Consider the following 19,700-nt stretch of genomic DNA (forward strand, 5'->3'; position numbering starts at 1 on the left):
AGTTCAACAGACCATAGGGGCTGTTGACCTTTGGTGGTTAAATTTTGTTCTAGCCCTAAGCGTTTTAGGCGCGGCGAGGTGTGTGCCGCCTAGTCATTCTAAGCAAATACACCTCAACAAAGCATAAAATGCTTAGGGCAGAACCCTTTGGGCAGCGTTTGTGGGGAATTTCTGCTGCGTTATCGGCTTCTCATGTAGGCTAGCTACACATCGAAGCCTCTGCCTTGCATAAAATCCCCATAAACTGCTGCAAAAATCATCACCAAAGTTCAACAGCCCCTAGGATGAACAAAGCCCGGCAATATTGCCGGGCTTTGACGTTTTAGACGCTTATTCTTCGTCAGGGTATGTTTCGAGGAACTCTTCGACCTTTTCCACCATATGGGTGGAGCCAACAAAAAACGGCACGCGCTGGTGAAGCTCAGTGGGTTTGATGTCCATGATGCGCTGTGCGCCATCAGACGCCTTACCGCCCGCCTGTTCGATGATGAAGGCCATTGGGTTGCATTCATAAAGCAGGCGAAGCTTACCGCTGCGATATGCAGCAGTGCTTGGGTAAAGATACAAACCACCCTTGAGCATGTTACGGTGGAAGTCTGACACCAGTGAGCCGATGTAGCGCGACGTGTATGGGCGTCCGTCTTCCGGCACATTCTCCTGACAGTACTTTATGTACTTCTTCACCCCGAGAGGGAAGCGGATGTAGTTCCCTTCGTTGATGGAGTAGATTTTGCCATCCTCTGGAATCGTCATGTTCTCGTGGGAAAGACAGAACGCACCGATGGATGGGTCATAGGTAAAGCCATGCACGCCATTACCAGTGGTGTAAACCAGCATGGTTGAGGAGCCATAGATGATGTAGCCTGCCGCGACTTGTTGGCTACCCGGCTGAAGGAAATCCTCCATCGTAGCCGGTTGACCAATAGGAGAAACGCGGCGGTAGATGGAGAAGATGGTTCCTACTGAGACGTTCACGTCGATATTGGAAGAACCATCGAGTGGGTCCATCAGGATGACATATTTGGCGTTGCGGCCAAGTTCGGTGTCGAAGATAACGGCATCATCTTCTTCTTCACTGGCTACGCCACACACTTGATCCCGTGCAGCCATCGCTGCTTTGAATTTCTCGTTGGCGTAGACGTCCAGTTTTTGTTGTTCTTCGCCCTGGGCGTTCTTTCCACCAAATGCACCAGTGATATCAGCGAGTCCCGCTTTGTTGATTTCACGGTTGACGATTTTGGCAGCAAGTCGGATAGAAGAGAGGAGTGAGCTGAGCTCTCCACTGGCGTTAGGGTATTCATGCTGCTTTTCAACAATGAACTCGCCAAGTGTACGCATATCGGACATTCCAGATCCTTTTGATGTCTGTTATTAGATTCTTGGGTAAGATGCTGGAAAACAAAGTCGCAAGCGAAGAGCAATAAGGCCTTTGCTTTCCTGGTTGATTCGAAGCGTCCGGTGCATCGCTTGGGTGGCAGGCAAAAGTTTTTGCCAAAAACGTGACGTCACAACCGGACAAAAAATCAACTTGTTACACAGTTTATAGTGTAGAACTTTTTATTCGTATCGAAGTAATTTGGACATGTCGGGATCTGTGATCCTTAGGGAATCAGACCGGGCAAAGTCACTGATTTAAGCTGACGGAACCTTATGCATATACACATTTTAGGGATTTGCGGCACCTTTATGGGCGGTGCAGCCATTCTAGCCAGACAACTGGGTCATAAAGTGACAGGTTGTGACGCCAATGTTTACCCACCAATGAGCACACTGCTGGAATCTCAGGGTATTGAGATCATTCAGGGTTATGATCCTTCCCAACTTGATCCTGCGCCAGATCTGGTGGTGGTGGGTAATGCCATGAGCCGCGGAAATCCGTGTGTGGAATATGTGCTGAACAACAACCTCAATTACACCTCTGGCCCACAGTGGCTGCTGGATTTTCTGCTGAAAGATCGTTGGGTGTTGGCGGTGGCGGGCACGCATGGCAAAACCACGACAGCGAGCATGCTGGCTTGGGTTTTGGAAGACTGCGGGTATCAGCCGGGTTTCTTGATTGGTGGTGTACCGGGTAACTTTGGCGTATCTGCGCGTCTCGGTGAAACCATGTTCTTCGTGGTCGAAGCCGATGAATACGACAGTGCTTTTTTCGACAAGCGTTCTAAGTTCGTGCATTACCATCCGCGTACGCTGATCATGAACAATCTTGAGTTCGATCATGCTGACATCTTCGACGATCTGAACGCGATAAAACGTCAATTCCATCATTTGGTGAGAACCGTGCCGGGGCTCGGCCGTATCATTGCGCCTTCGAATGATGAAAACATCAAATCGACGTTAGAGATGGGTTGCTGGAGCGAGCTGGAGTTTGCTGGCGAAGATGGTGCATGGAAGGCGGAAAAGCGCGTGGCCGACGGCAGCGAATTTGATGTCTGGTTCGAAGGCGAGTTGGTTGGCGCGGTGAAGTGGGATCTGATTGGCGACCATAACGTCAGCAATGCACTGATGACCATCGCGGCTGCCCGTCATGTCGGCGTGACACCGGATTTGGCGTGTGAAGCTTTAGGCCGTTTCATCAACACCAAACGTCGTCTTGAGCACAAAGGTGACTTCAATGGCGTTACGGTTTACGACGATTTCGCCCACCACCCAACCGCAATTAAAACCACCTTGGAAGGACTTCGTGCCAAAGTGGGTGAACGCCGAATCCTTGCGGTGCTGGAGCCGAGATCCAACACCATGAAGCTCGGCGTACATAAAGACGAGATTGCACCATCACTGGATGCTGCCGATGAAGTATTGCTGTTCCAACCGGAACACATCAAGTGGTCAGTGAAAGACGTGGCAGAAGCCTGTAAAGCGCCGGCGAAAACCTTCGATGAGATTGATGCGCTGGTTTTGGGCATCGTCAGCGAAGCCAAGGCAGACGACGTTATACTGGTGATGAGTAACGGCGGTTTTGGCGGCATTCACGACAAACTGAAAACTGCGTTAGAACAACGATAAGGGAAACATGGCAACTTCAATGAGTGACAAACGCATCACACTGGCATGGAGCGGTGCATCAGGCGCACCTTATGGACTTCGCCTGCTAGAGTGCTTGTTGGCGGCAGACTACGAAGTTTATCTTTTGGTATCATCCGCAGCACGTGTGGTGTTGGCCACTGAACACGGTTTGAAACTGCCATCAGGTCCTGAAGCGGCAAAAGAAGCCTTAGTGAAGCACCTCAATGCACCCACTGACAAATTGGTTGTTTGTGGTAAGGAAGATTGGTTCTCGCCAGTCGCATCTGGCTCCGCAGCGCCCAAAAAGATGGTCGTGTGCCCCTGTTCGGCGGGCTCGCTGGCGGCGATTGCCCATGGAATGTCGGATAATTTGGCTGAACGTGCGGCTGATGTGGTGCTAAAGGAGCGCGGCCAGCTACTATTGGTGGTGCGTGAAACGCCATTTTCTACTCTGCACCTAGAGAATATGCTGAAGTTGTCGCAAATGGGCGTGACCATCATGCCTGCTGCGCCAGGGTTTTATCACCAACCAAAGTCTATCGATGATCTGGTGGACTTTATGGTGGCGCGTATCCTCGATCATCTCGGAATCGAACAAGTCCTTGTACCAAGATGGGGCTACGATCAGCGCGACAAATAACTCTGATTCAGATAAAGAAAAAGGGCGGTATCGTTACCGCCCTTTTTAGATCTTGGTGTTGCTATCAGCCTTGTGGCTTCATGATCAACACGTTGATTTTTGACTGTTCCAGCACTTTAGATGCCACAGAGCCGATGATAAGCTTGTTCGCTTTAGAACGCTTATGGCTAGGCATCACGATCAAATCGCAACCAAGGCTATCAGCGGTTTTGACGATGGCCTTGTAAGGTTTACCTTCAGCCACAGACAAATCATACGAGATGCCTTCCGGCACGATGCGTTCAGCAAAGGCTTTTAGGTTGTTACGCACGTCCTGTTTCATTTGGCGGGCAGCGTCTTCCGGGAAGTAAGACTGCACCATAGAGTTGTGAATACCCGGTAGGGCGGTCAACAGGTGTAAGGTTGCACCCGTTTGTCCTGCGATCCAAACAGCGTGCTCAACGGCTTTGTCAGCAAAGCTTTCATCATTCAAATCAACAGGGACCAGAATGTGTTTATACATATCGTCTACTCTCTTGTGTGGTAGTGACCGGGGCTTTACGCCCCGGACTGATTACGCTGTTTGTTGTTTTTCTGCTCTTGCACGGCGACGTTGATTCCACGCCATGGCAGCAAGCAGGAGCAGAGTTGGCACAAATACCCACTCTTTCGCTGGGCGCTCAGCAGGCGTGCTCACCTGAACAATTTCCCAGTCGAAATCGATACCAGCATCAGATGCCGGGCTGCCCCACTGAACCATATCGACCAGTTTCGAACCTTCTTCATCACGAAGTTCCAAACCGGTAGACAGCACACGTGCCAGACCTTCTGCTTCTTCATAGTTCACCGGAAGGTGTACGTGTTTTGTAACGACGTCACCATCAATGGTTTCACCACGAACCTGTAGGTTAAGCGTTTGACCATTTGGCAGTTTTTCTGCCACTTCAATGATAGCTGAACCTGGGTAATCGTTCGTTGGCGGAAACACTTGATCCCACCAGTAACCCGGACGGAACAATGAGAAGGTGATCAGCAACATCAGCAGCGTTTCCCACCATTTGTTTCGGGTAAACCACCACCCCTGTGTGGCGGACGAGAATACCAGCATGGCGATCACTGCGGAGCCTATGGTCAGCAGAAGATGCACAGGGCCTTCAATATCCATCAACAGCAGTTGGGTGTTGAAGATGAACATAAACGGCAGGATTGCAGTACGGATATCGTAAGTGAAACCCTGAATACCGGTTTTGATTGGGTCAGATTTCGCAATCGCCGCTGCCGCAAAGGCCGCGAGACCAACTGGTGGGGTGTCATCTGCCAGAATACCGAAGTAGAACACGAACAGGTGAACGGCGATCAAAGGAATAATAAGGCCTTCCTGCGCACCCAGTGTCACGATAACTGGTGCCATCAGGGTCGATACCACGATGTAGTTTGCCGTCGTTGGCAGACCCATACCCAAGATCAGGCTGATGATTGCGGTGAACAGCAGCATCAACATGATGTTACCGCCAGAGATGAACTCGACGAAGTCAGTCATCACCAAGCCGATACCAGTCAGTGTGACCACGCCTACAACAATGCCTGCAGCAGCAGTCGCTACACCGATACCAATCATGTTACGTGCACCGGCAACAAAGCCCTCTGCCAAGTCGATGAAACCGTTTTTGATTTCTTCACCGAAGTTAGATTCGCCATGGAAGAAAGCAAAAAGTGGGCGTTGAGTGACGACGATGAACATCATAAACAAGGTTGCCCAGAATGCAGACAGACCTGGTGAGAAGCGTTCAACCATCAGACACCAAACCAGTACTACGATTGGCAGCAGGTAGTAGAGACCAGAACGAGCGGTTGGACCCGGATCCGGCAGCTCTGAAAGGTCAGTGTCTGCAGGGTCTTCTACTGCGTCTTTCTTGTATTGTGCTGAGTAGCGAACCAGTGCGATGTAGGCAATGAAAATCGCAACCGCAATGATTGGGCTTGCCGCAGCGCCAAACACATCTTTGGTCCAGCCAATACCGTAGTAAACCGCAAAGCTCAGCACGCAGATACCAATGACGATGGTCAGGAAGCTCAGCAGAGACTGTACCAACGTTGATTGATGGCGACGTGGAAGGCCTGTCATGCCTGCCTTACAAGCTTCAAGGTGAACGATGTAGATAAGTGCGATGTAAGAAATGATGGCAGGCAAAATCGCCGCCTTAATCACTTCGATGTAAGGAATACCGACGTATTCCACCATCAGGAAGGCCGCCGCACCCATGATAGGTGGTGTCAGCTGACCATTGGTTGATGCAGCAACCTCTACCGCACCGGCTTTTGTTCCTGGGAAACCGACACGTTTCATCAGTGGAATGGTGAATACACCAGTCGTAACCACGTTTGCGATAGATGAACCGGAGATAAGGCCGGAAAGGCCGGAAGCCACAACGGCTGCTTTTGCCGGACCACCACGCATGTGGCCAAGCATAGAAAACGCCACTTTGATGAAGTAGCCACCTGCACCCGCACGATCAAGCAAGGCACCGAAGAGTACAAACAGGAAGACAAAAGACGTTGATACACCCAGTGCGACACCAAATACACCTTCGGTAGTCAGCCACATGTGGGACATGGCTTTGTTCAGGCTTGCCCCTTTGTGCGCGATGACATCGGGCATGTGGGGACCTGCGAAGGTATAGAGCAGGAAGACCAGCGCGACCACCATCAGCGGTGGGCCTAAGGCGCGTCTTGTCGCTTCCAGCAACAAAATCATACCTGTGACTGCAACAACAATATCAAACGTTGTTGGTGCACCAGCGCGTGAAGCGAGTTCGGTATAGAACAGGAAGAGATACCCGGCTGCAAAACTTCCTGCGAGGGCAAATATCCAGTCTTGGACAGGAATGCGATCTCGTGGAGAGTTTTTCAATGCAGGGTAAGCGGTGAATGCCAGAAAGATAGCAAACGCCAAGTGAATGGATCGTGCCTCGGTATCATTGAGCGCGACAGTAAATGGTGAGGCATACCAGAGCTGGAAAATAGACCAGCACAGGGGAACGAACCAGAGGATCTTCCCAGATATACCTGACGGAGCGCGGGCTCCGGTGTCCGCTTGAGCGACAATGTCCTGCGCTTCTTGCGGTGTCTCGGTCGTCTTCGTCATGCCATTGTCCTTTAATCGGCAAGTAAAAGTGTAAAAAAACCTGACATCAGATGCGGATAACCCGCAACGAAGCGGGCTATCTCCACAGCGTGTTTTATACGCCTTTATTGTCTTCACCTAATGACGAGTACTGCTTGGTACGGTCTTGTGTAAGACTCAGTTTATTTTGTGTATTTAGGATTCTTTGGTTATGAATGATAACAAATCCGTTTCCAAAATTTAAAACCAGCGAAATATTTTGTCATGGTATTTCGCATCGAATTGAGGTGTGAGGGTAGATAAAAGTGGGAAAGTCTCAATATTGAGATGAAGTGATGTCTCGGGATGTGAGTGGTTGGATAAAGAAATAGGCAGGGTGATTGGAAAATCATCCTGCCTATTTGGAAGGTTTCTCAGTTTGAATTAGCGGGAATAATCGAAAAGTCCGCAAACGGCTTCAAACAGTCGCGCAGTGGTGGTAGAGCGCGTTGGGGTGATAAAGATGGTGTCGTCACCGGCTACCACGCCCAGAATACCTTCTGCTTTACCCAGAGAGTCCAGCAAGCGGGCAATAAGTTGTGCCGCCCCCGGACCTGTATGGATAACAACGAGAGCATCGTTGTAGTCGATATCCATCACCAATTCTTTCAGCGGGCTGCTGGTGGTTGGTACGCCAAGTTCAACAGGAAGGCAGTACACCATTTCCATCTTTGCGTTACGAGTACGTACAGCGCCAAACTTGGTCAGCATGCGAGAGACTTTAGATTGGTTAATGTTCTCAAAGCCTTGCGCTTTCAGAGCATCCACGATTTCGCCCTGGGAGCTGAATTTTTCTTCTTTCAGGATGGCTTTAAAAGCCTTCACCAATTGATCTTGTTTATCTGAATTGCGCATATTTCTTCTTTCTTCCCCGTGTCAGGATGGCGCATTCTTGCATAGTGATTCAGTCGCGAGCAATAAAATCAGCGGTAAAGTGACGCACCTATCACCTTTCAATAGGCTTGAGGGGCTTTGACGATAAAAATGAGAAGCGCGGCTTATCCTCAGGTTGATATGCTTGTGGTTATCGGCCGCGGGAACGTATCATGCGGAAAGGTCCGTTATGCATACGGGGTTGTCAGTGAATTTAAGTAAACCACCTTATGCTGACTTACCTCGTATCCAAGGTCTGAAATAATAAAATCGTAAATAAGGAGAACGAGATGAAAGTTGCTGTGATTGGCGCCGCCGGTGGCATTGGTCAAGCTTTAGCCCTGCTTTTGAAAAACCGTCTGCCTGCGGGTTCTGATCTGGCTCTGTATGACATCGCCCCTGTAACTCCAGGTGTTGCGGTGGACCTTAGCCACATCCCGACCCCAGTATCGATCAAAGGTTACAGCGGTGAAGATCCAACACCTGCACTGGAAGGTGCTGATGTTGTTCTGATCTCAGCTGGTGTAGCGCGTAAACCAGGTATGGATCGTTCTGATCTGTTCAACGTGAACGCGGGTATCGTTCGTTCTCTGAGTGAAAGAATTGCTGATGTGTGCCCAAAAGCACTGATCGGTATCATCACTAACCCAGTAAACACCACCGTTGCAATTGCGGCAGAAGTGCTGAAAGCAAAAGGTGTTTACGACAAGAACCGTCTTTTCGGTGTAACAACACTGGATATCATCCGCTCCGAAACCTTCGTAGCAGAGCTGAAAGGCAAAGATCCAAGCGATGTTCGCGTACCAGTTATCGGTGGTCACTCTGGCGTGACTATTCTGCCGCTGCTGTCTCAGGTTGAAGGTGTTGAGTTTACTGAAGAAGAAGTGGCTGCACTGACACCACGTATCCAAAACGCGGGTACTGAAGTGGTTGAAGCAAAAGCGGGTGGCGGTTCTGCAACTCTGTCTATGGGTCAGGCAGCATGTCGCTTTGGTCTGGCGCTGGTTCGCGCAGCTCAAGGCGAGCAAGACGTTGTTGAGTGTGCTTATGTGGAAGGTGACGGCAAATACGCGCGCTTCTTCGCTCAACCGGTACGTCTGGGCAAAAACGGTGTGGAAGAGATCCTGGATCATGGCCCACTGAGTGCTTTCGAGCAAAATGCACTGGACAGCATGCTGGATACTCTGCGCAAAGATATCCAACTGGGCGAAGAGTTCGTTAAGTAACTTTTCCCTGAAAAGAGAAAAAGCGGCTGAATAGCCGCTTTTTTTGTCATTATTGAAAGAGCATGTCGAACTTTTTCAGAAAGTCTACTTTTTACGGTGCACAGCAATGTGTGCCAGCGCCTTGAGCGCCTCTTTATATTCTGACTCTGGAATAGGCGCGATAGCTTCTATGGCCTTCTCCGCTTCTTCCTCAGCGCGTTGGCGCGTGTATTCGAGTGAGCCACATTGTTCCATGCAAGCGAGGATAGGATCGAGCTTGTCCAAGCCATTGCCTTGTTCGATCGCTTCGCGGATCATGGCTGACTGCTCAGGATTACCATTCGCCATGGCGTGAAGTAACGGCAAAGTCGGTTTGCCTTCAGCCAGGTCGTCACCGGTATTTTTACCCATCTCATCGCCTTGTGAGGTGTAATCCATCACATCATCGATGAGCTGGAAAGCAGTCCCAAGGTAGCGGCCGTAATCCTGCATCGCTTTTTCAATATCTTCAGATGAATCTGACAGGATCGCACCGATCTGGGTAGCAGCTTCAAAAAGACGTGCAGTTTTTGAGTAGATCACCTGCATGTAACTTTCTTCAGTAGTATCCGGGTCATTACAGTTCATCAACTGTAAAACTTCGCCTTCTGCGATCACATTGGTAGCTTCACTCATCAGATCGAGGATCCTCAAAGATCGAAGCTCAGTCATCATCTGGAAAGAGCGCGTATAGATGTAGTCGCCAACCAGCACGCTGGCTGCATTGCCAAACATAGCATTGGCTGTTGCTTTGCCACGGCGCAGGTCAGATTCATCGACGACATCGTCGTGCAGTAGGGTAGCGGTATGGATAAATTCGATAAAGGCAGCAGCGGTGATATGTCCTTCACCGTGATAATTCAGCGCGCGGGCTGACAAAACAGCAAGCATTGGGCGCAGGCGTTTGCCTCCGCCACTGACGATATAAAAGCCTAATTGATTAATTAAGGCGACGTCAGAATTCAGTTGCGCAAGTATTTTTTTGTCCACTTTTGCCATGTCATCGGCAGTCAGTGCTTGGATGGTGTTAAAATCCATTGATGCGTCCGGTCCAAGGGAAGATTGCAGTTTGCTGCTCTCGTTTTTGCGATGATAGTACACTAAAATTCCTTCCTCGACACAGTATCAATGTTGGCAAAATAAGCGGTTAAATACAGTGAACAGGTTTTCGCCAATTTTCTTTCACTACCCTCTTGCCAGAAGGTGAATCTTACCGTAGAATTCGCGCCCTATTGATGAATTAAATGCGCACCCCTCACTGCACAATTTTTAAACGCAGAAGGCTGTGCGGAAATGCGGAGAAAACCATGTACGCAGTTTTCCAAAGTGGTGGTAAACAACACCGTGTAAGCGAAGGCCAAACTATTCGCTTGGAAAAGCTAGACATCGAAACTGGCTCAACTGTTGAGTTTGATTCTGTTCTGCTGGTAGCTAACGGCGAAGAAATCACCGTTGGTGCACCGTTCGTAGCAGGCGGTAAAGTAACTGCTGAAGTAGTTACCCACGGTCGTGGCGACAAAGTGAAAATCGTTAAGTTCCGTCGTCGTAAGCATTCTCGTAAGCAAATGGGCCACCGTCAGTGGTTCACTGAAGTCAAAATTACTGGCATCAGCGCTTAATCTAGGAGAAGAGATAAATGGCACATAAAAAAGCTGGCGGTTCTACTCGTAACGGCCGTGATTCAGAAAGCAAACGTCTTGGTGTTAAGCGCTTCGGTGGTGAGTCTGTTCTGGCAGGTAACATCATCGTTCGTCAACGTGGTACTAAGTTCCACGCTGGCACTAACGTAGGTTGCGGTAAAGACCACACTCTGTTCGCTCTGTCTGATGGCAAAGTGAAGTTCGAGGTTAAAGGTCCTAAGAACCGTAAATTCGTTAGCATCGAAGCTGAATAATAGTCCTCGATACTGATTCTGAAGCCCTGCCTTACGGCGGGGCTTTTTGTTGCATAGCTAAGTGACTTTTGTCCAAGAGCATTTAGCTATACAACATAAATGTAAGCTCAGGCGGCTCAGCAGCGAATTTACGCATGCCGCGTATCGTTCGCGGCTTGAAGGGAATCGCGTCACGTGAATGTCACAGATGTCACTAATGCATCTGTCGGCATATATAGCGAGACAATACTGAACGCAACCCGGCTTTTGATCCTAAGATCTTCCATAGCGGACAAGGATCATCGGCCAGAAGTGCTCCATCAGGGTGCTGCTCGATCGCCAATGTAAACCCAGAACACGTAATACCTTCCAAGCGAAGGTGGTGAAGGGCATGGAGAAGAAAAATGAAATTTGTAGATGAAGCGGTAATCCGCGTTGAAGCCGGCGATGGCGGTAACGGTACGGTCAGTTTCCGTCGTGAAAAATACGTGCCGAAAGGTGGTCCTGACGGCGGTGACGGCGGCGATGGTGGCGACGTTTACCTGCTGGCAGATGAAAACCTGAACACCCTGATTGACTACCGCTTTGAGCGTTTCCACGCTGCTGGCCGTGGTGAAAATGGCCGTGGTGGTAACTGTACCGGTAAGCGTGGTGACGATCTGATATTGAATGTCCCTGTGGGAACCCGTGCTGTCGACGAAGACACCGGTGAAGTCATTGCAGACCTGACTCATCATGGTATGAAAATCATGGTGGCAAAGGGCGGTTGGCACGGCTTGGGGAATACCCGTTTCAAATCCTCTGTAAACCGTGCTCCTCGCCAAAAATCGATGGGTACCAAGGGTGAGCTGCGTCACCTGCGTCTTGAGCTGCTTCTGCTGGCTGACGTGGGTATGTTGGGTTTGCCTAATGCAGGTAAGTCTACCTTCATCCGTGCGGTATCAGCGGCTAAGCCAAAAGTGGCCGACTATCCGTTTACTACGCTGGTGCCAAGTCTTGGCGTAGTGCGTGTTGCTGACAACAAGAGCTTTGTTGTTGCCGACATCCCGGGTCTGATTGAAGGCGCTGCGGAAGGTGCTGGCCTCGGTATTCGATTCCTGAAACACCTTGAGCGTTGTCGTGTGCTGCTGCATATGATCGACCTGATGCCTGTTGATGGTTCTGATCCTGTCGACAATGCTTTCACCATCATCGAAGAGCTTCAACGCTACAGCGAGAAACTGGCTGATAAGCCACGTTGGATCTTGTTTAACAAGATTGACCTGATGAGTGAAGAGGATGCGGAAGCGGAAATCGAACGCATTCTGGATGCATTAGGTTGGGATGAGCCTTACTACGCGATTTCTGCTATCAACAAAGGCAATACTCAGCAGCTCACTTACGATCTGATGGAATTCATCGAATCGCTGCCAACGACCATTGAGCCGAAAGAGGCGGCTGAAGAAGCTAAAGTTGAATTCAAGTGGGACGACTACCACGAGCAGGAAATCAAGAAGCAGTCTAAGTCTGATGATGACGACGATGATGACTGGGATGATTGGAACGAAGACGATTACGACGTAGAGATCATCTACCGTCCATAATCTGGAATACATAGAAAACCGCCTGGATAAAGGCGGTTTTTTTTCGCCCAAATCAGTTCCGTAGGGAAAACCTGTGATGTAGCATAACGCAGCCGTTTGAAAATAAAGGATCAATAGCAGATGAAGATCAGTATGATTGCCGCAATGGCAAAGGGACGTGTGATAGGGAAAGACAACGCCATGCCTTGGCATCTGCCTGCAGATTTTGCTTGGTTCAAACAAAACACATTAGGCAAGCCAGTCATCATGGGTCGGAAAACTTATGAGTCCATTGGCCGCCCGCTGCCGGGTCGACGTAATGTCGTGATCAGTCGAGATGAAAACTGGTCAGCAGAAGGCGTGGAGAGTACTACCAGCATTGATGCAGCGATTGCGCTAGCAGGCGATGTTGAAGAAGCGGTGATTATTGGCGGTGGTACCATTTATGAGGCGAGCATGCCCTGGGCAGATAAGCTGTGCCTGACCTTTATTGATGCAGAAATAGACGGTGATACCTGTTTCCCTGATTGGGGGGAGGGGTGGTCAGAAACACACCGCGAATTCTATCAGGCTGATGAAAAGAACCGCTACAACATGGAGTTTGTGGTTTTAGAGCGGGCGTAAGCTATCAGGCATGAATCGGGCAAGGGCGCGAAAACCTTTGCCTGTCTTCCCATCTCACCATGGTGAGCGACCCCCCCCACACACAGCCGGTATCTAGCCCTAACAGATTGTCAGTTAATACGCCGCCCAATGCTGCCCAATGGCCAAAAACCAGCGTTTCGTCAATCGTGCGACGATTTGGCATCTGAAACCAAGGCATGAGTCTTCCACCTTTCACTTTCTCAGGAGGGAGTTTGCAGGCCATATCCAAGCTGCCATCCGGCTCACAAAAACGCATGCGTGTCATGGCATTGATGGCATAGCGATACTTTTCAATACCTTTTAAGTTTGGTGACCAAAGCGCAGGCTCGTTGGCATACATGTTTTCTAATAGCCAAACATAGCGATCACTTTTCAGGACGCTTTCCACCTCCAGGGCATTTGTCTTAGCCGTTTCAATATCCCAGACAGGAGGGATACCAGCATGGGTCATCACAAATCCGGGACTCTCTCCATTGGCCTGATCAACATGGATCAGCAGGGGCTGCTGGCGAAGCCAATTGAGCAATTCATCGCGATCGTCAGCTTCCAGTATCGGTAGGGTTTTGTCTTTACCTTTCGGTTTCATGATCCCTTCTGATACCGCTAACAGGTGGAGGTCATGATTCCCAAGAACCGTATGGCCATGCTTCCCTAGGGATTTAACAAACCTCAGTACTGCAAGGGAGTCGGGCCCCGGGCTACTAGATCTCCAGCTATGTATAGGTGATCGCTGGATGGATCGAAGCTAGCTTCTTTCAACAGCGCGTTAAGATCGTCAAAACAGCCCTGAATGTCGCCGACAAGGTAAGTAGCCACAGATGTTCCTAGTGGAGAATATTGGGAAGTGCGAGACGGAAAGGTGAGACTTCGATGTCGAATTCTTTCTCGTCGACATCGATCATGGTGTAGAACCCTTGCATCACTCCCACTGGGGTTTCCAGCACAGTGCCGCTGGTGTAAGTATATTCGTCGCCCGCTTCTATTAGGGGCTGTTCACCCACAACACCTTCACCCTCGATCACCAGTTTTTTGCCATTGGCATCGGTGACCAGCCATTTGCGGCGAAGAAGTTGCGCGTGACGATCACCATTGTTTTCAATGGTGATCGTATAGGAAAACACATAACGTTTTTTATCCGGCTCAGATTGCTCTTCCACATAGTGAGTCAGCACACGAACCGTAAAGTTGTTGTTTATCATCCCTGAAGTGTTCCCTGAAATTATTGTTGATGGTTTGCATCCATCCAGTTTGCCAGTGCAACAAACTGTGCCAGCGTGAGGCTCTCTGGGCGCGCCGAAGGATCGATACCCAGCGATTCCATGGTCTCTGCATCAATCAGTGATTTGAAGCAGTTACGCACGGTTTTACGGCGCTGGTTAAAGCCTTCTCGGCAAACACGCTCCAACCATTTAAGGCTAGTGGTTGGGTGTGGCAGCTCTTTGTGTGGAATAAGGCGCACAACGGCCGAGTCCACTTTTGGCGCAGGTTTAAACGCTGTTGGCGGCACTTCCAATACTGGTACGACTTTGCAGTAGTATTGTGCCATAACAGTCAATCGGCCATAGGCTTTGCTGTTTGGACCCGCAGCCAGACGGTTAACTACCTCTTTTTGCAACATAAAGTGCATGTCTTTCACTTTACCTGCAAAGCTGAATAGGTGGAACATCAATGGCGTGGAAACGTTGTACGGCAGGTTACCGAAAATACGCAGAGGGTTCTCTTCAGAGGACAGTTGCGTAAAGTCGAACTTCATCGCATCGCCTTCATAGATGGTCAGTTTATCTGCCAAATCCGGGTGATGGCGAAGGCGTTCTGCGAGATCGCGGTCAAGTTCAACCACACTCAGTTTGTCGACTTCGCGTGCAACAGGCTCGGTTAATGCCCCCAGACCTGGGCCGATCTCAACCAAGTTTTCGCCTGGCTGTGGATTAATCGCGGAAACGATGCCATCAATGATGTACGGATCGTTTAGGAAGTTCTGGCCAAAACGCTTACGGGCGCGGTGACCAAGGTGGACTTTATCGCTCATGCTTTCTTATCTACTAATTCGAGGGCGTGGGATAGCGCTGTCCGCAGGCTTCCAGTATCCGCCGTTCCGGTACCTGCTAAATCCAATGCGGTACCATGATCTACTGACGTTCGGATGAAAGGCAGGCCAAGCGTAATGTTGACTGACCTTCCAAATCCTTTGAATTTTAACACAGGCAGCCCCTGATCGTGATACATCGCCAATACGGCATCTGCATCTTTCAGATACTTGTCCTGAAATAGTGTGTCTGCCGGAAGAGGGCCAATCAGATTCATGCCCTGTTCGCGAAGTTTTTCAAGTGCCGGCTCGATGATGTCGATTTCCTCGCGGCCCAGGCATCCATCTTCCCCGGCATGGGGATTCAAGCCGCAGACATAAATCTTGGGTTCAGCAATACCGAACTTGGATTTGAGGTCGTCGTTCAAAATACCAATGACTTGGAAAAGACGATCTTCGGTAATGGCTTTCGAAACGTAAGCCAAAGGAATGTGTGTGGTCACTAAAGCAACGCGAAGACCTTCAGTCGCCAGCATCATGACGACTTGTTGAACGTTAGCATGATGCTGGAAAAATTCAGTGTGGCCGCTGAATGAAACACCGGCACGGTTAATCACACCTTTGTGAACCGGACCTGTCACTACTGCGGCAAACTCCCCCTGCATATTGCCTTCAGCGGCGCGGGTTAGAGTGTTTAACACATAGTGGCCATTCGCTTCATTGAGCTCGCCAGCTACAACGTCAGCCTCAATTGGCTCATCACAAACCACCAGTACGCCCGGTTGATGGGCTTTTGGAGTGGCTGACGGGTCGTAATCTTCAAAGCGGACATCAATATCGAGCTGCTTGGCGCGCTCTGCCAGCATCGCTTTATTGGCACAAACCACCAGCTCGTGGGGCCAATGATCATGCGCCAGCGCGAGAACCAAATCAGGACCGATTCCCGCAGGTTCTCCCGGGGTGATCGCAATGCGTTTTGGATTAGCTGTCTTCATCAAGGTTACCCACTTGTTCTACGTAAGCACCAGCACGAAGTTCTTGCAACCAAGCCTGTGCTTCTTCATTAAACTTACGGTTCAGCAGCATTCGGTAAGCACGGTTTTGCATTGCAGCGTCGGTGCGGTCAGCCTGGCGACGATCTAACACTTCGACAATGTGCCAACCGTGAACGGTCTTAAATGGTTCGCTGATTTGACCTTCTGGGAGTGTGTCGACCTTATCTTTGAATTCAGGCACATAAAGCTCTGATGTTTGCCAGCCAAGGTCGCCGCCTTTCACCGCAGAACCTGGGTCGGCGCTGTATTGTTTGGCTAAATCATCAAAGGTTTTCTCGCCTTTGTTGATTTGCGCAATCATTTGGTTGAGCTGACGTTTCGCACCATCATCGCTCAGTACGATAGAAGGCTTAATGAGGATATGACGGGCTTTCACTTCAGTGACGGCGACAGATTGAAGGCCTTTTACATCAGCAATTTTCAAAATGTGATAACCCACACCACTGCGGAATGGGCCAATGACAGCACCTTTGCCATTGCTTTTGATTTGATCTGCAAAGATGGTTGGCATCTCTTCAAGGCGCATCCATCCCCAATCACCGCCATCAAGTGCTTTCGGGCCTTTGGAGTTTGCAAGCGCTAGAGCTTTGAAATTGGCGCCAGCTTCAAGCTCAGAAACCAACTTGTTTGCCTTAGCAGCGACAGCATCACGTTCGTCTTTCTCTGCATCTTCATCTAATCGAAGTTGTATATGACTGAGTCGATATTCAACGTTCTCTAAATTCTTTGCATTGAGTTGGGATGCCAGTGACTCCACTTCCTGAGGAAGAATGTTAATACGGCGTCTAACCTGAGCATTACGCGCTTCACTGATGGTCATCTCACGGCGGATTTGGTCTCGGTAAGACGACCAGGTGATACCGCTACGTTTTAACTCTTCACGTAGTTGGTTTACAGACACATTCTTGTCTTTGGCGATAGAGTCAATGGCCTGCTCTAAGCGGGTGTCGTCGATACGAATACCTAATCTTTTGGCTTCTTGAAGCTGGAGTTCTTCAATGATGAGCTGGTCGAGGATTTGTTGCTCGAGCACATCCTCTGGTGGCAGGTTTGCCGTATCTGCGTTCAGAGCCACTGTCTTTTTTAGAGATTCGACATCACTTGAAAGGATAACTCCTTCATTCACAACAGTGATAACGCGATCTAATTCTGCCGGGGAAGCCGACACCGTTAACGAACTGGCTGAGATTGCCGTGGCCAGTAAAGCTTTCGTCCATTTATTCATTTGCGTTTCCAAAATCTCAAAATTAGTTCTTAAGGCCAAACGGATTGCGGTAACCCAAGGCGTTGCCGCTGGCTGTGCTGTAGCCAAAGCCTGCGTTCGCACCAAGACCAAGCAGACTGAATGACAAACTGATGTTGTTATCGTATCGCGTCGGATCATTGATATTGCTGCGCGCCAACAGATATTCGTTGTAACTCAGGCCTATCACCCAACAATCGGAGCGGTAGGTAATCCCCAGTTGATTTTCCAACATGAGATCCTGAGTCAGGTCGTGGAAGTATTGACCACGGACAGTTACACCGTCTGCAATCGGGAAGCCTGTTACAAGACCTACCTGTGAAATACCATCTTCAGTGATTTGATCCAGATTGCTGAACCCTACGGAGCTGGCAATGTAATCTTTAGCAACATATCGGTAGCTGGTCTGTGCAAAGAACCCTCCGTCACGATACTCGACGGTGGCATTACCAAATTGTACATCGCTTAGGTTGCTATCGTATTCGAGAGAGCCTCGAACGAAGAAGTAATCGTTAAGGTTCAACTCACTCTCTATTGCCCATGCAGAGTAGTTAATGGACGTATCTTCCTGAGTACCAAAGCGGTCGAGGTAGTAAATTTGACCAAATGCCACATTAAATCGCTCTTTGTAGCCATCGTCAAAGAAGCGGGTCGCAGCACCAACGGTAAATTGGTTGGCTGGATTGATATAGTCGACGCTGCTGTATTGGTTAGCCCTAAACAGGCCATAGTAATCCGTTTGTAGGCGCGCAGTATCGTAGCCACCACCTGAGTAGTTGACCGGGTTGTAAATGCCAGATTGGTCAACGTCTTTGATATACAGATATTGAACTTGTGGTTCCAGAGTTTGCGTATACGGGGTATCGAAGAATGCACCGTTACGTTCCAGTGTCACGACGGCATGTAGTCTTGTCATCGGTACCACCCTTGAAACGGTCTCCTCAAGCTCTTCACCGTTGAAACCGGTTACTCCGTCAATGTTTGATTGGTCATAATAGGTGTAAAAGACCTTACCTTCAGCGGTAGCATTGAGCCATGGCAGGTTGTAAGGCAGAACAATGGTCGGTTCGATGTTAAAGCGCAGTGCATCAGGCTTACTGGTATCATCAGTGGCAAATTTACTGATCTGTGCCGGCATGTAAAAATCGAATCCATAGCCAGCATCTGGACGATAATAATTCATAGCCAGTTGAGGCAGCAGGCGATAAACCGACGTATTTGGGCTCAATGGCTGGAAGTTTCGGATGCTTAGTGTCGAGTCCCAGTTCAAATCACGGTAGGACACTTCTCCGGTTTGAAGTAAGGTGTTGTCTTCGCGGTTACCCACGCGCGAATCGGTGTGGCGGTTAAAGTAACTGAAGTCGCTGACCTTACTGTAATCAATATCATACAGCCAGTGTTTTTGGATTCCGGAATGACTCCAGTTAAAGCCCCAGCTCTTATCAAATTCTGGGTAGAGTTTATCTTCCCCCATATATTCGAGTACCATGCTACCTGAGCCCATCTCTGTTAGGTAGCGGGGCTCCATGGTCATAAACAAGCCACGGTTAGACATATACCTTGGGGTAATTCGCATGTCTGCTTGTGGATGAATGTTCCAGTAGAATGGCGTCTCCAGCTCTAAACCATCGGTATCGTTCCAACTGATGGAAGGATAAAGGAAACCTGTCAGTCTGCCATCTTCAACCGGCACGCGAAGGTAAGGTAGATAGAAAATCGGGGTATCTAACACTTCAAAGCGGGCGTGGTAGAGGTCAGCAAAAATGTCACCATCTTCCTTTTCCAACTTACCGGCACTGAAACGCCAGCTTTTGTCATCATCAGGACAGGTGGTGTAAGTGCCATCTTCCAACTCGTAGAAGGTGGTGCCGTTTTTAAATACGCGCTTGGCTTCGCCGCGGCCCGGGGTACACATCATTTTGTACTGGGCATCGTTCAGAGTGGTGTCTTCATTATCTAAATTTGTCTGTAAAGATTCGCCCGAAATAGCGATCTGGCCGTCATGGAAGTAAACATTTCCTTCTGCCGTAACGATATTTTCCGGCTGTCGCAGCGTCGCTGTGTCGGCTTTAACAGTGCGATTACCCTGAGTCACCACGACGTCACCACGGTAAATGGCTTTTTCGTTGGCTTTGGCTTCAGCACTGTCTGCCTCAATTCTCACCGGTAAATTGTTGATATCATCTGTGTTGCCTGTATTGGGGCGACAGCGGTATTCCGGTGCAAGGCATTTTTCAGTCGGGATCACCAGCGGTTCTGTGCTGCCCTGAGTAACTTGGCTCTCTTCCGCCATGGCTTGTCCACAAAGGGCAAGGCAAATCATCGTGGATAAAAAACTTCTGGCAGTCAGTGACATTAAAACTCAATCCTGTTGTTGGCATACAGCACTGG

17 protein-coding genes and 1 pseudogene are annotated in these 19,700 nt (G+C 49.5%); 7 read left to right on the plus strand and 11 right to left on the minus strand.

Annotated elements, in window-relative coordinates; translation table 11 throughout:
• Positions 1 to 330 precede the first annotated feature (330 nt).
• A complete protein-coding gene (gene fbp, locus G5S52_RS15825; protein ID WP_165015718.1) occupies positions 331 to 1,347 on the minus strand; it encodes a class 1 fructose-bisphosphatase in 1,017 nt (338 codons plus the stop codon).
• Between the two features lie 303 nt (positions 1,348 to 1,650).
• Here fbp and mpl point away from each other — a divergent pair, with 303 nt between their 5' ends.
• Positions 1,651 to 3,006 carry a UDP-N-acetylmuramate:L-alanyl-gamma-D-glutamyl-meso-diaminopimelate ligase gene (gene mpl, locus G5S52_RS15830; RefSeq protein ID WP_165015720.1) on the plus strand — a complete coding sequence of 452 codons (1,356 nt, stop codon included), beginning with the start codon at positions 1,651 to 1,653 and terminating at the stop codon, positions 3,004 to 3,006.
• A gap of 7 nt (positions 3,007 to 3,013) precedes the next feature.
• A complete protein-coding gene (locus tag G5S52_RS15835) occupies positions 3,014 to 3,646 on the plus strand; it encodes a flavin prenyltransferase UbiX (RefSeq protein WP_046303055.1) in 633 nt (210 codons plus the stop codon).
• 64 nt (positions 3,647 to 3,710) lie between these two features.
• On the opposite strand, the gene G5S52_RS15840 is transcribed toward G5S52_RS15835, so the two are convergent.
• The 3 genes from G5S52_RS15840 to argR form a co-directional block, all read right to left on the minus strand.
• Entirely contained in the window at positions 3,711 to 4,148 is a 438-nt protein-coding gene (locus G5S52_RS15840; RefSeq protein WP_165015724.1) for a universal stress protein, read from the minus strand.
• A 51-nt stretch (positions 4,149 to 4,199) separates the two neighbouring features.
• Positions 4,200 to 6,770 carry a TRAP transporter permease gene (locus tag G5S52_RS15845; protein WP_165015727.1) on the minus strand — a complete coding sequence of 857 codons (2,571 nt, stop codon included), beginning with the start codon at positions 6,768 to 6,770 and terminating at the stop codon, positions 4,200 to 4,202.
• A gap of 402 nt (positions 6,771 to 7,172) precedes the next feature.
• Positions 7,173 to 7,643 (minus strand): transcriptional regulator ArgR, encoded by a 471-nt coding sequence (argR, locus tag G5S52_RS15850; protein WP_046303052.1) that lies wholly within the window; start codon positions 7,641 to 7,643, stop codon positions 7,173 to 7,175.
• Between the two features lie 308 nt (positions 7,644 to 7,951).
• On the opposite strand from argR, the gene mdh reads away from it, so the two are divergent.
• Positions 7,952 to 8,887: a malate dehydrogenase gene (gene mdh / locus G5S52_RS15855; protein WP_062666541.1), complete on the plus strand. Its 936-nt coding sequence runs from the start codon at positions 7,952 to 7,954 to the stop codon at positions 8,885 to 8,887.
• Between the two features lie 84 nt (positions 8,888 to 8,971).
• Here the strand turns inward: mdh and ispB are convergent, their stop codons facing one another.
• Complete coding sequence (gene ispB, locus G5S52_RS15860; protein ID WP_165015891.1) at positions 8,972 to 9,943, minus strand: octaprenyl diphosphate synthase; 972 nt, start codon at positions 9,941 to 9,943, stop codon at positions 8,972 to 8,974.
• Between the two features lie 269 nt (positions 9,944 to 10,212).
• Here ispB and rplU point away from each other — a divergent pair, with 269 nt between their 5' ends.
• The 4 genes from rplU (at position 10,213) to folA (ending at position 12,964) form a co-directional block, all read left to right on the plus strand.
• Positions 10,213 to 10,524: a 50S ribosomal protein L21 gene (gene rplU / locus G5S52_RS15865; protein WP_002536481.1), complete on the plus strand. Its 312-nt coding sequence runs from the start codon at positions 10,213 to 10,215 to the stop codon at positions 10,522 to 10,524.
• 17 nt (positions 10,525 to 10,541) lie between these two features.
• Complete coding sequence (gene rpmA / locus G5S52_RS15870; RefSeq protein WP_002536479.1) at positions 10,542 to 10,799, plus strand: 50S ribosomal protein L27; 258 nt, start codon at positions 10,542 to 10,544, stop codon at positions 10,797 to 10,799.
• Positions 10,800 to 11,182: 383 nt separating this feature from the next.
• Positions 11,183 to 12,361, plus strand: a complete 1,179-nt coding sequence (gene cgtA / locus G5S52_RS15875) for an Obg family GTPase CgtA (protein WP_165015730.1) — start codon at positions 11,183 to 11,185, stop codon at positions 12,359 to 12,361.
• Between the two features lie 120 nt (positions 12,362 to 12,481).
• Complete coding sequence (gene folA, locus G5S52_RS15880; RefSeq protein ID WP_165015733.1) at positions 12,482 to 12,964, plus strand: type 3 dihydrofolate reductase; 483 nt, start codon at positions 12,482 to 12,484, stop codon at positions 12,962 to 12,964.
• Between the two features lie 4 nt (positions 12,965 to 12,968).
• Here the strand turns inward: folA and G5S52_RS15885 are convergent.
• From G5S52_RS15885 to lptD, 6 genes and pseudogenes are all read right to left on the minus strand, one after another.
• Positions 12,969 to 13,801, minus strand: a pseudogene (locus tag G5S52_RS15885) (symmetrical bis(5'-nucleosyl)-tetraphosphatase).
• A gap of 8 nt (positions 13,802 to 13,809) precedes the next feature.
• On the minus strand, positions 13,810 to 14,184 hold the full coding sequence (apaG, locus tag G5S52_RS15890) for a Co2+/Mg2+ efflux facilitator ApaG/CorD (RefSeq protein ID WP_002536469.1): 375 nt from the start codon (positions 14,182 to 14,184) through the stop codon (positions 13,810 to 13,812).
• A 20-nt stretch (positions 14,185 to 14,204) separates the two neighbouring features.
• The gene (rsmA, locus tag G5S52_RS15895) at positions 14,205 to 15,014 is read right to left on the minus strand and encodes a 16S rRNA (adenine(1518)-N(6)/adenine(1519)-N(6))-dimethyltransferase RsmA (RefSeq protein ID WP_002536467.1); all 810 of its coding nucleotides are present in this window, start codon (positions 15,012 to 15,014) and stop codon (positions 14,205 to 14,207) included.
• Complete coding sequence (gene pdxA / locus G5S52_RS15900; RefSeq protein ID WP_165015736.1) at positions 15,011 to 16,006, minus strand: 4-hydroxythreonine-4-phosphate dehydrogenase PdxA; 996 nt, start codon at positions 16,004 to 16,006, stop codon at positions 15,011 to 15,013. The genes rsmA and pdxA overlap by 4 nt, the downstream gene beginning before the upstream one ends.
• Positions 15,993 to 17,291 (minus strand): peptidylprolyl isomerase SurA, encoded by a 1,299-nt coding sequence (surA, locus tag G5S52_RS15905; RefSeq protein WP_165015739.1) that lies wholly within the window; start codon positions 17,289 to 17,291, stop codon positions 15,993 to 15,995. The genes pdxA and surA overlap by 14 nt, the downstream gene beginning before the upstream one ends.
• Positions 17,292 to 17,313: 22 nt before the next feature.
• On the minus strand, positions 17,314 to 19,665 hold the full coding sequence (gene lptD / locus G5S52_RS15910; RefSeq protein ID WP_165015742.1) for an LPS assembly protein LptD: 2,352 nt from the start codon (positions 19,663 to 19,665) through the stop codon (positions 17,314 to 17,316).
• Between the last annotated feature and the right edge of the window lie 35 nt (positions 19,666 to 19,700).

The organism is Grimontia sedimenti (assembly GCF_011045095.1).
GTDB lineage: Bacteria > Pseudomonadota > Gammaproteobacteria > Enterobacterales > Vibrionaceae > Enterovibrio > Enterovibrio sedimenti.

Bases quoted from the DNA above. Each gene is read 5' to 3' on its own strand.
- fbp (WP_165015718.1), bottom strand. From the start codon at position 1,347: ATGTCCGATATGCGTACACTTGGCGAGTTCATTGTTGAAAAGCAGCAT.
- mpl (WP_165015720.1), top strand. From the start codon at position 1,651: ATGCATATACACATTTTAGGGATTTGCGGCACCTTTATGGGCGGTGCA.
- G5S52_RS15835 (WP_046303055.1), top strand. From the start codon at position 3,014: ATGGCAACTTCAATGAGTGACAAACGCATCACACTGGCATGGAGCGGT.
- G5S52_RS15840 (WP_165015724.1), bottom strand. From the start codon at position 4,148: ATGTATAAACACATTCTGGTCCCTGTTGATTTGAATGATGAAAGCTTT.
- G5S52_RS15845 (WP_165015727.1), bottom strand. From the start codon at position 6,770: ATGACGAAGACGACCGAGACACCGCAAGAAGCGCAGGACATTGTCGCT.
- argR (WP_046303052.1), bottom strand. From the start codon at position 7,643: ATGCGCAATTCAGATAAACAAGATCAATTGGTGAAGGCTTTTAAAGCC.
- mdh (WP_062666541.1), top strand. From the start codon at position 7,952: ATGAAAGTTGCTGTGATTGGCGCCGCCGGTGGCATTGGTCAAGCTTTA.
- ispB (WP_165015891.1), bottom strand. From the start codon at position 9,943: ATGGATTTTAACACCATCCAAGCACTGACTGCCGATGACATGGCAAAA.
- rplU (WP_002536481.1), top strand. From the start codon at position 10,213: ATGTACGCAGTTTTCCAAAGTGGTGGTAAACAACACCGTGTAAGCGAA.
- rpmA (WP_002536479.1), top strand. From the start codon at position 10,542: ATGGCACATAAAAAAGCTGGCGGTTCTACTCGTAACGGCCGTGATTCA.
- cgtA (WP_165015730.1), top strand. From the start codon at position 11,183: ATGAAATTTGTAGATGAAGCGGTAATCCGCGTTGAAGCCGGCGATGGC.
- folA (WP_165015733.1), top strand. From the start codon at position 12,482: ATGAAGATCAGTATGATTGCCGCAATGGCAAAGGGACGTGTGATAGGG.
- apaG (WP_002536469.1), bottom strand. From the start codon at position 14,184: ATGATAAACAACAACTTTACGGTTCGTGTGCTGACTCACTATGTGGAA.
- rsmA (WP_002536467.1), bottom strand. From the start codon at position 15,014: ATGAGCGATAAAGTCCACCTTGGTCACCGCGCCCGTAAGCGTTTTGGC.
- pdxA (WP_165015736.1), bottom strand. From the start codon at position 16,006: ATGAAGACAGCTAATCCAAAACGCATTGCGATCACCCCGGGAGAACCT.
- surA (WP_165015739.1), bottom strand. From the start codon at position 17,291: ATGAATAAATGGACGAAAGCTTTACTGGCCACGGCAATCTCAGCCAGT.
- lptD (WP_165015742.1), bottom strand. From the start codon at position 19,665: ATGTCACTGACTGCCAGAAGTTTTTTATCCACGATGATTTGCCTTGCC.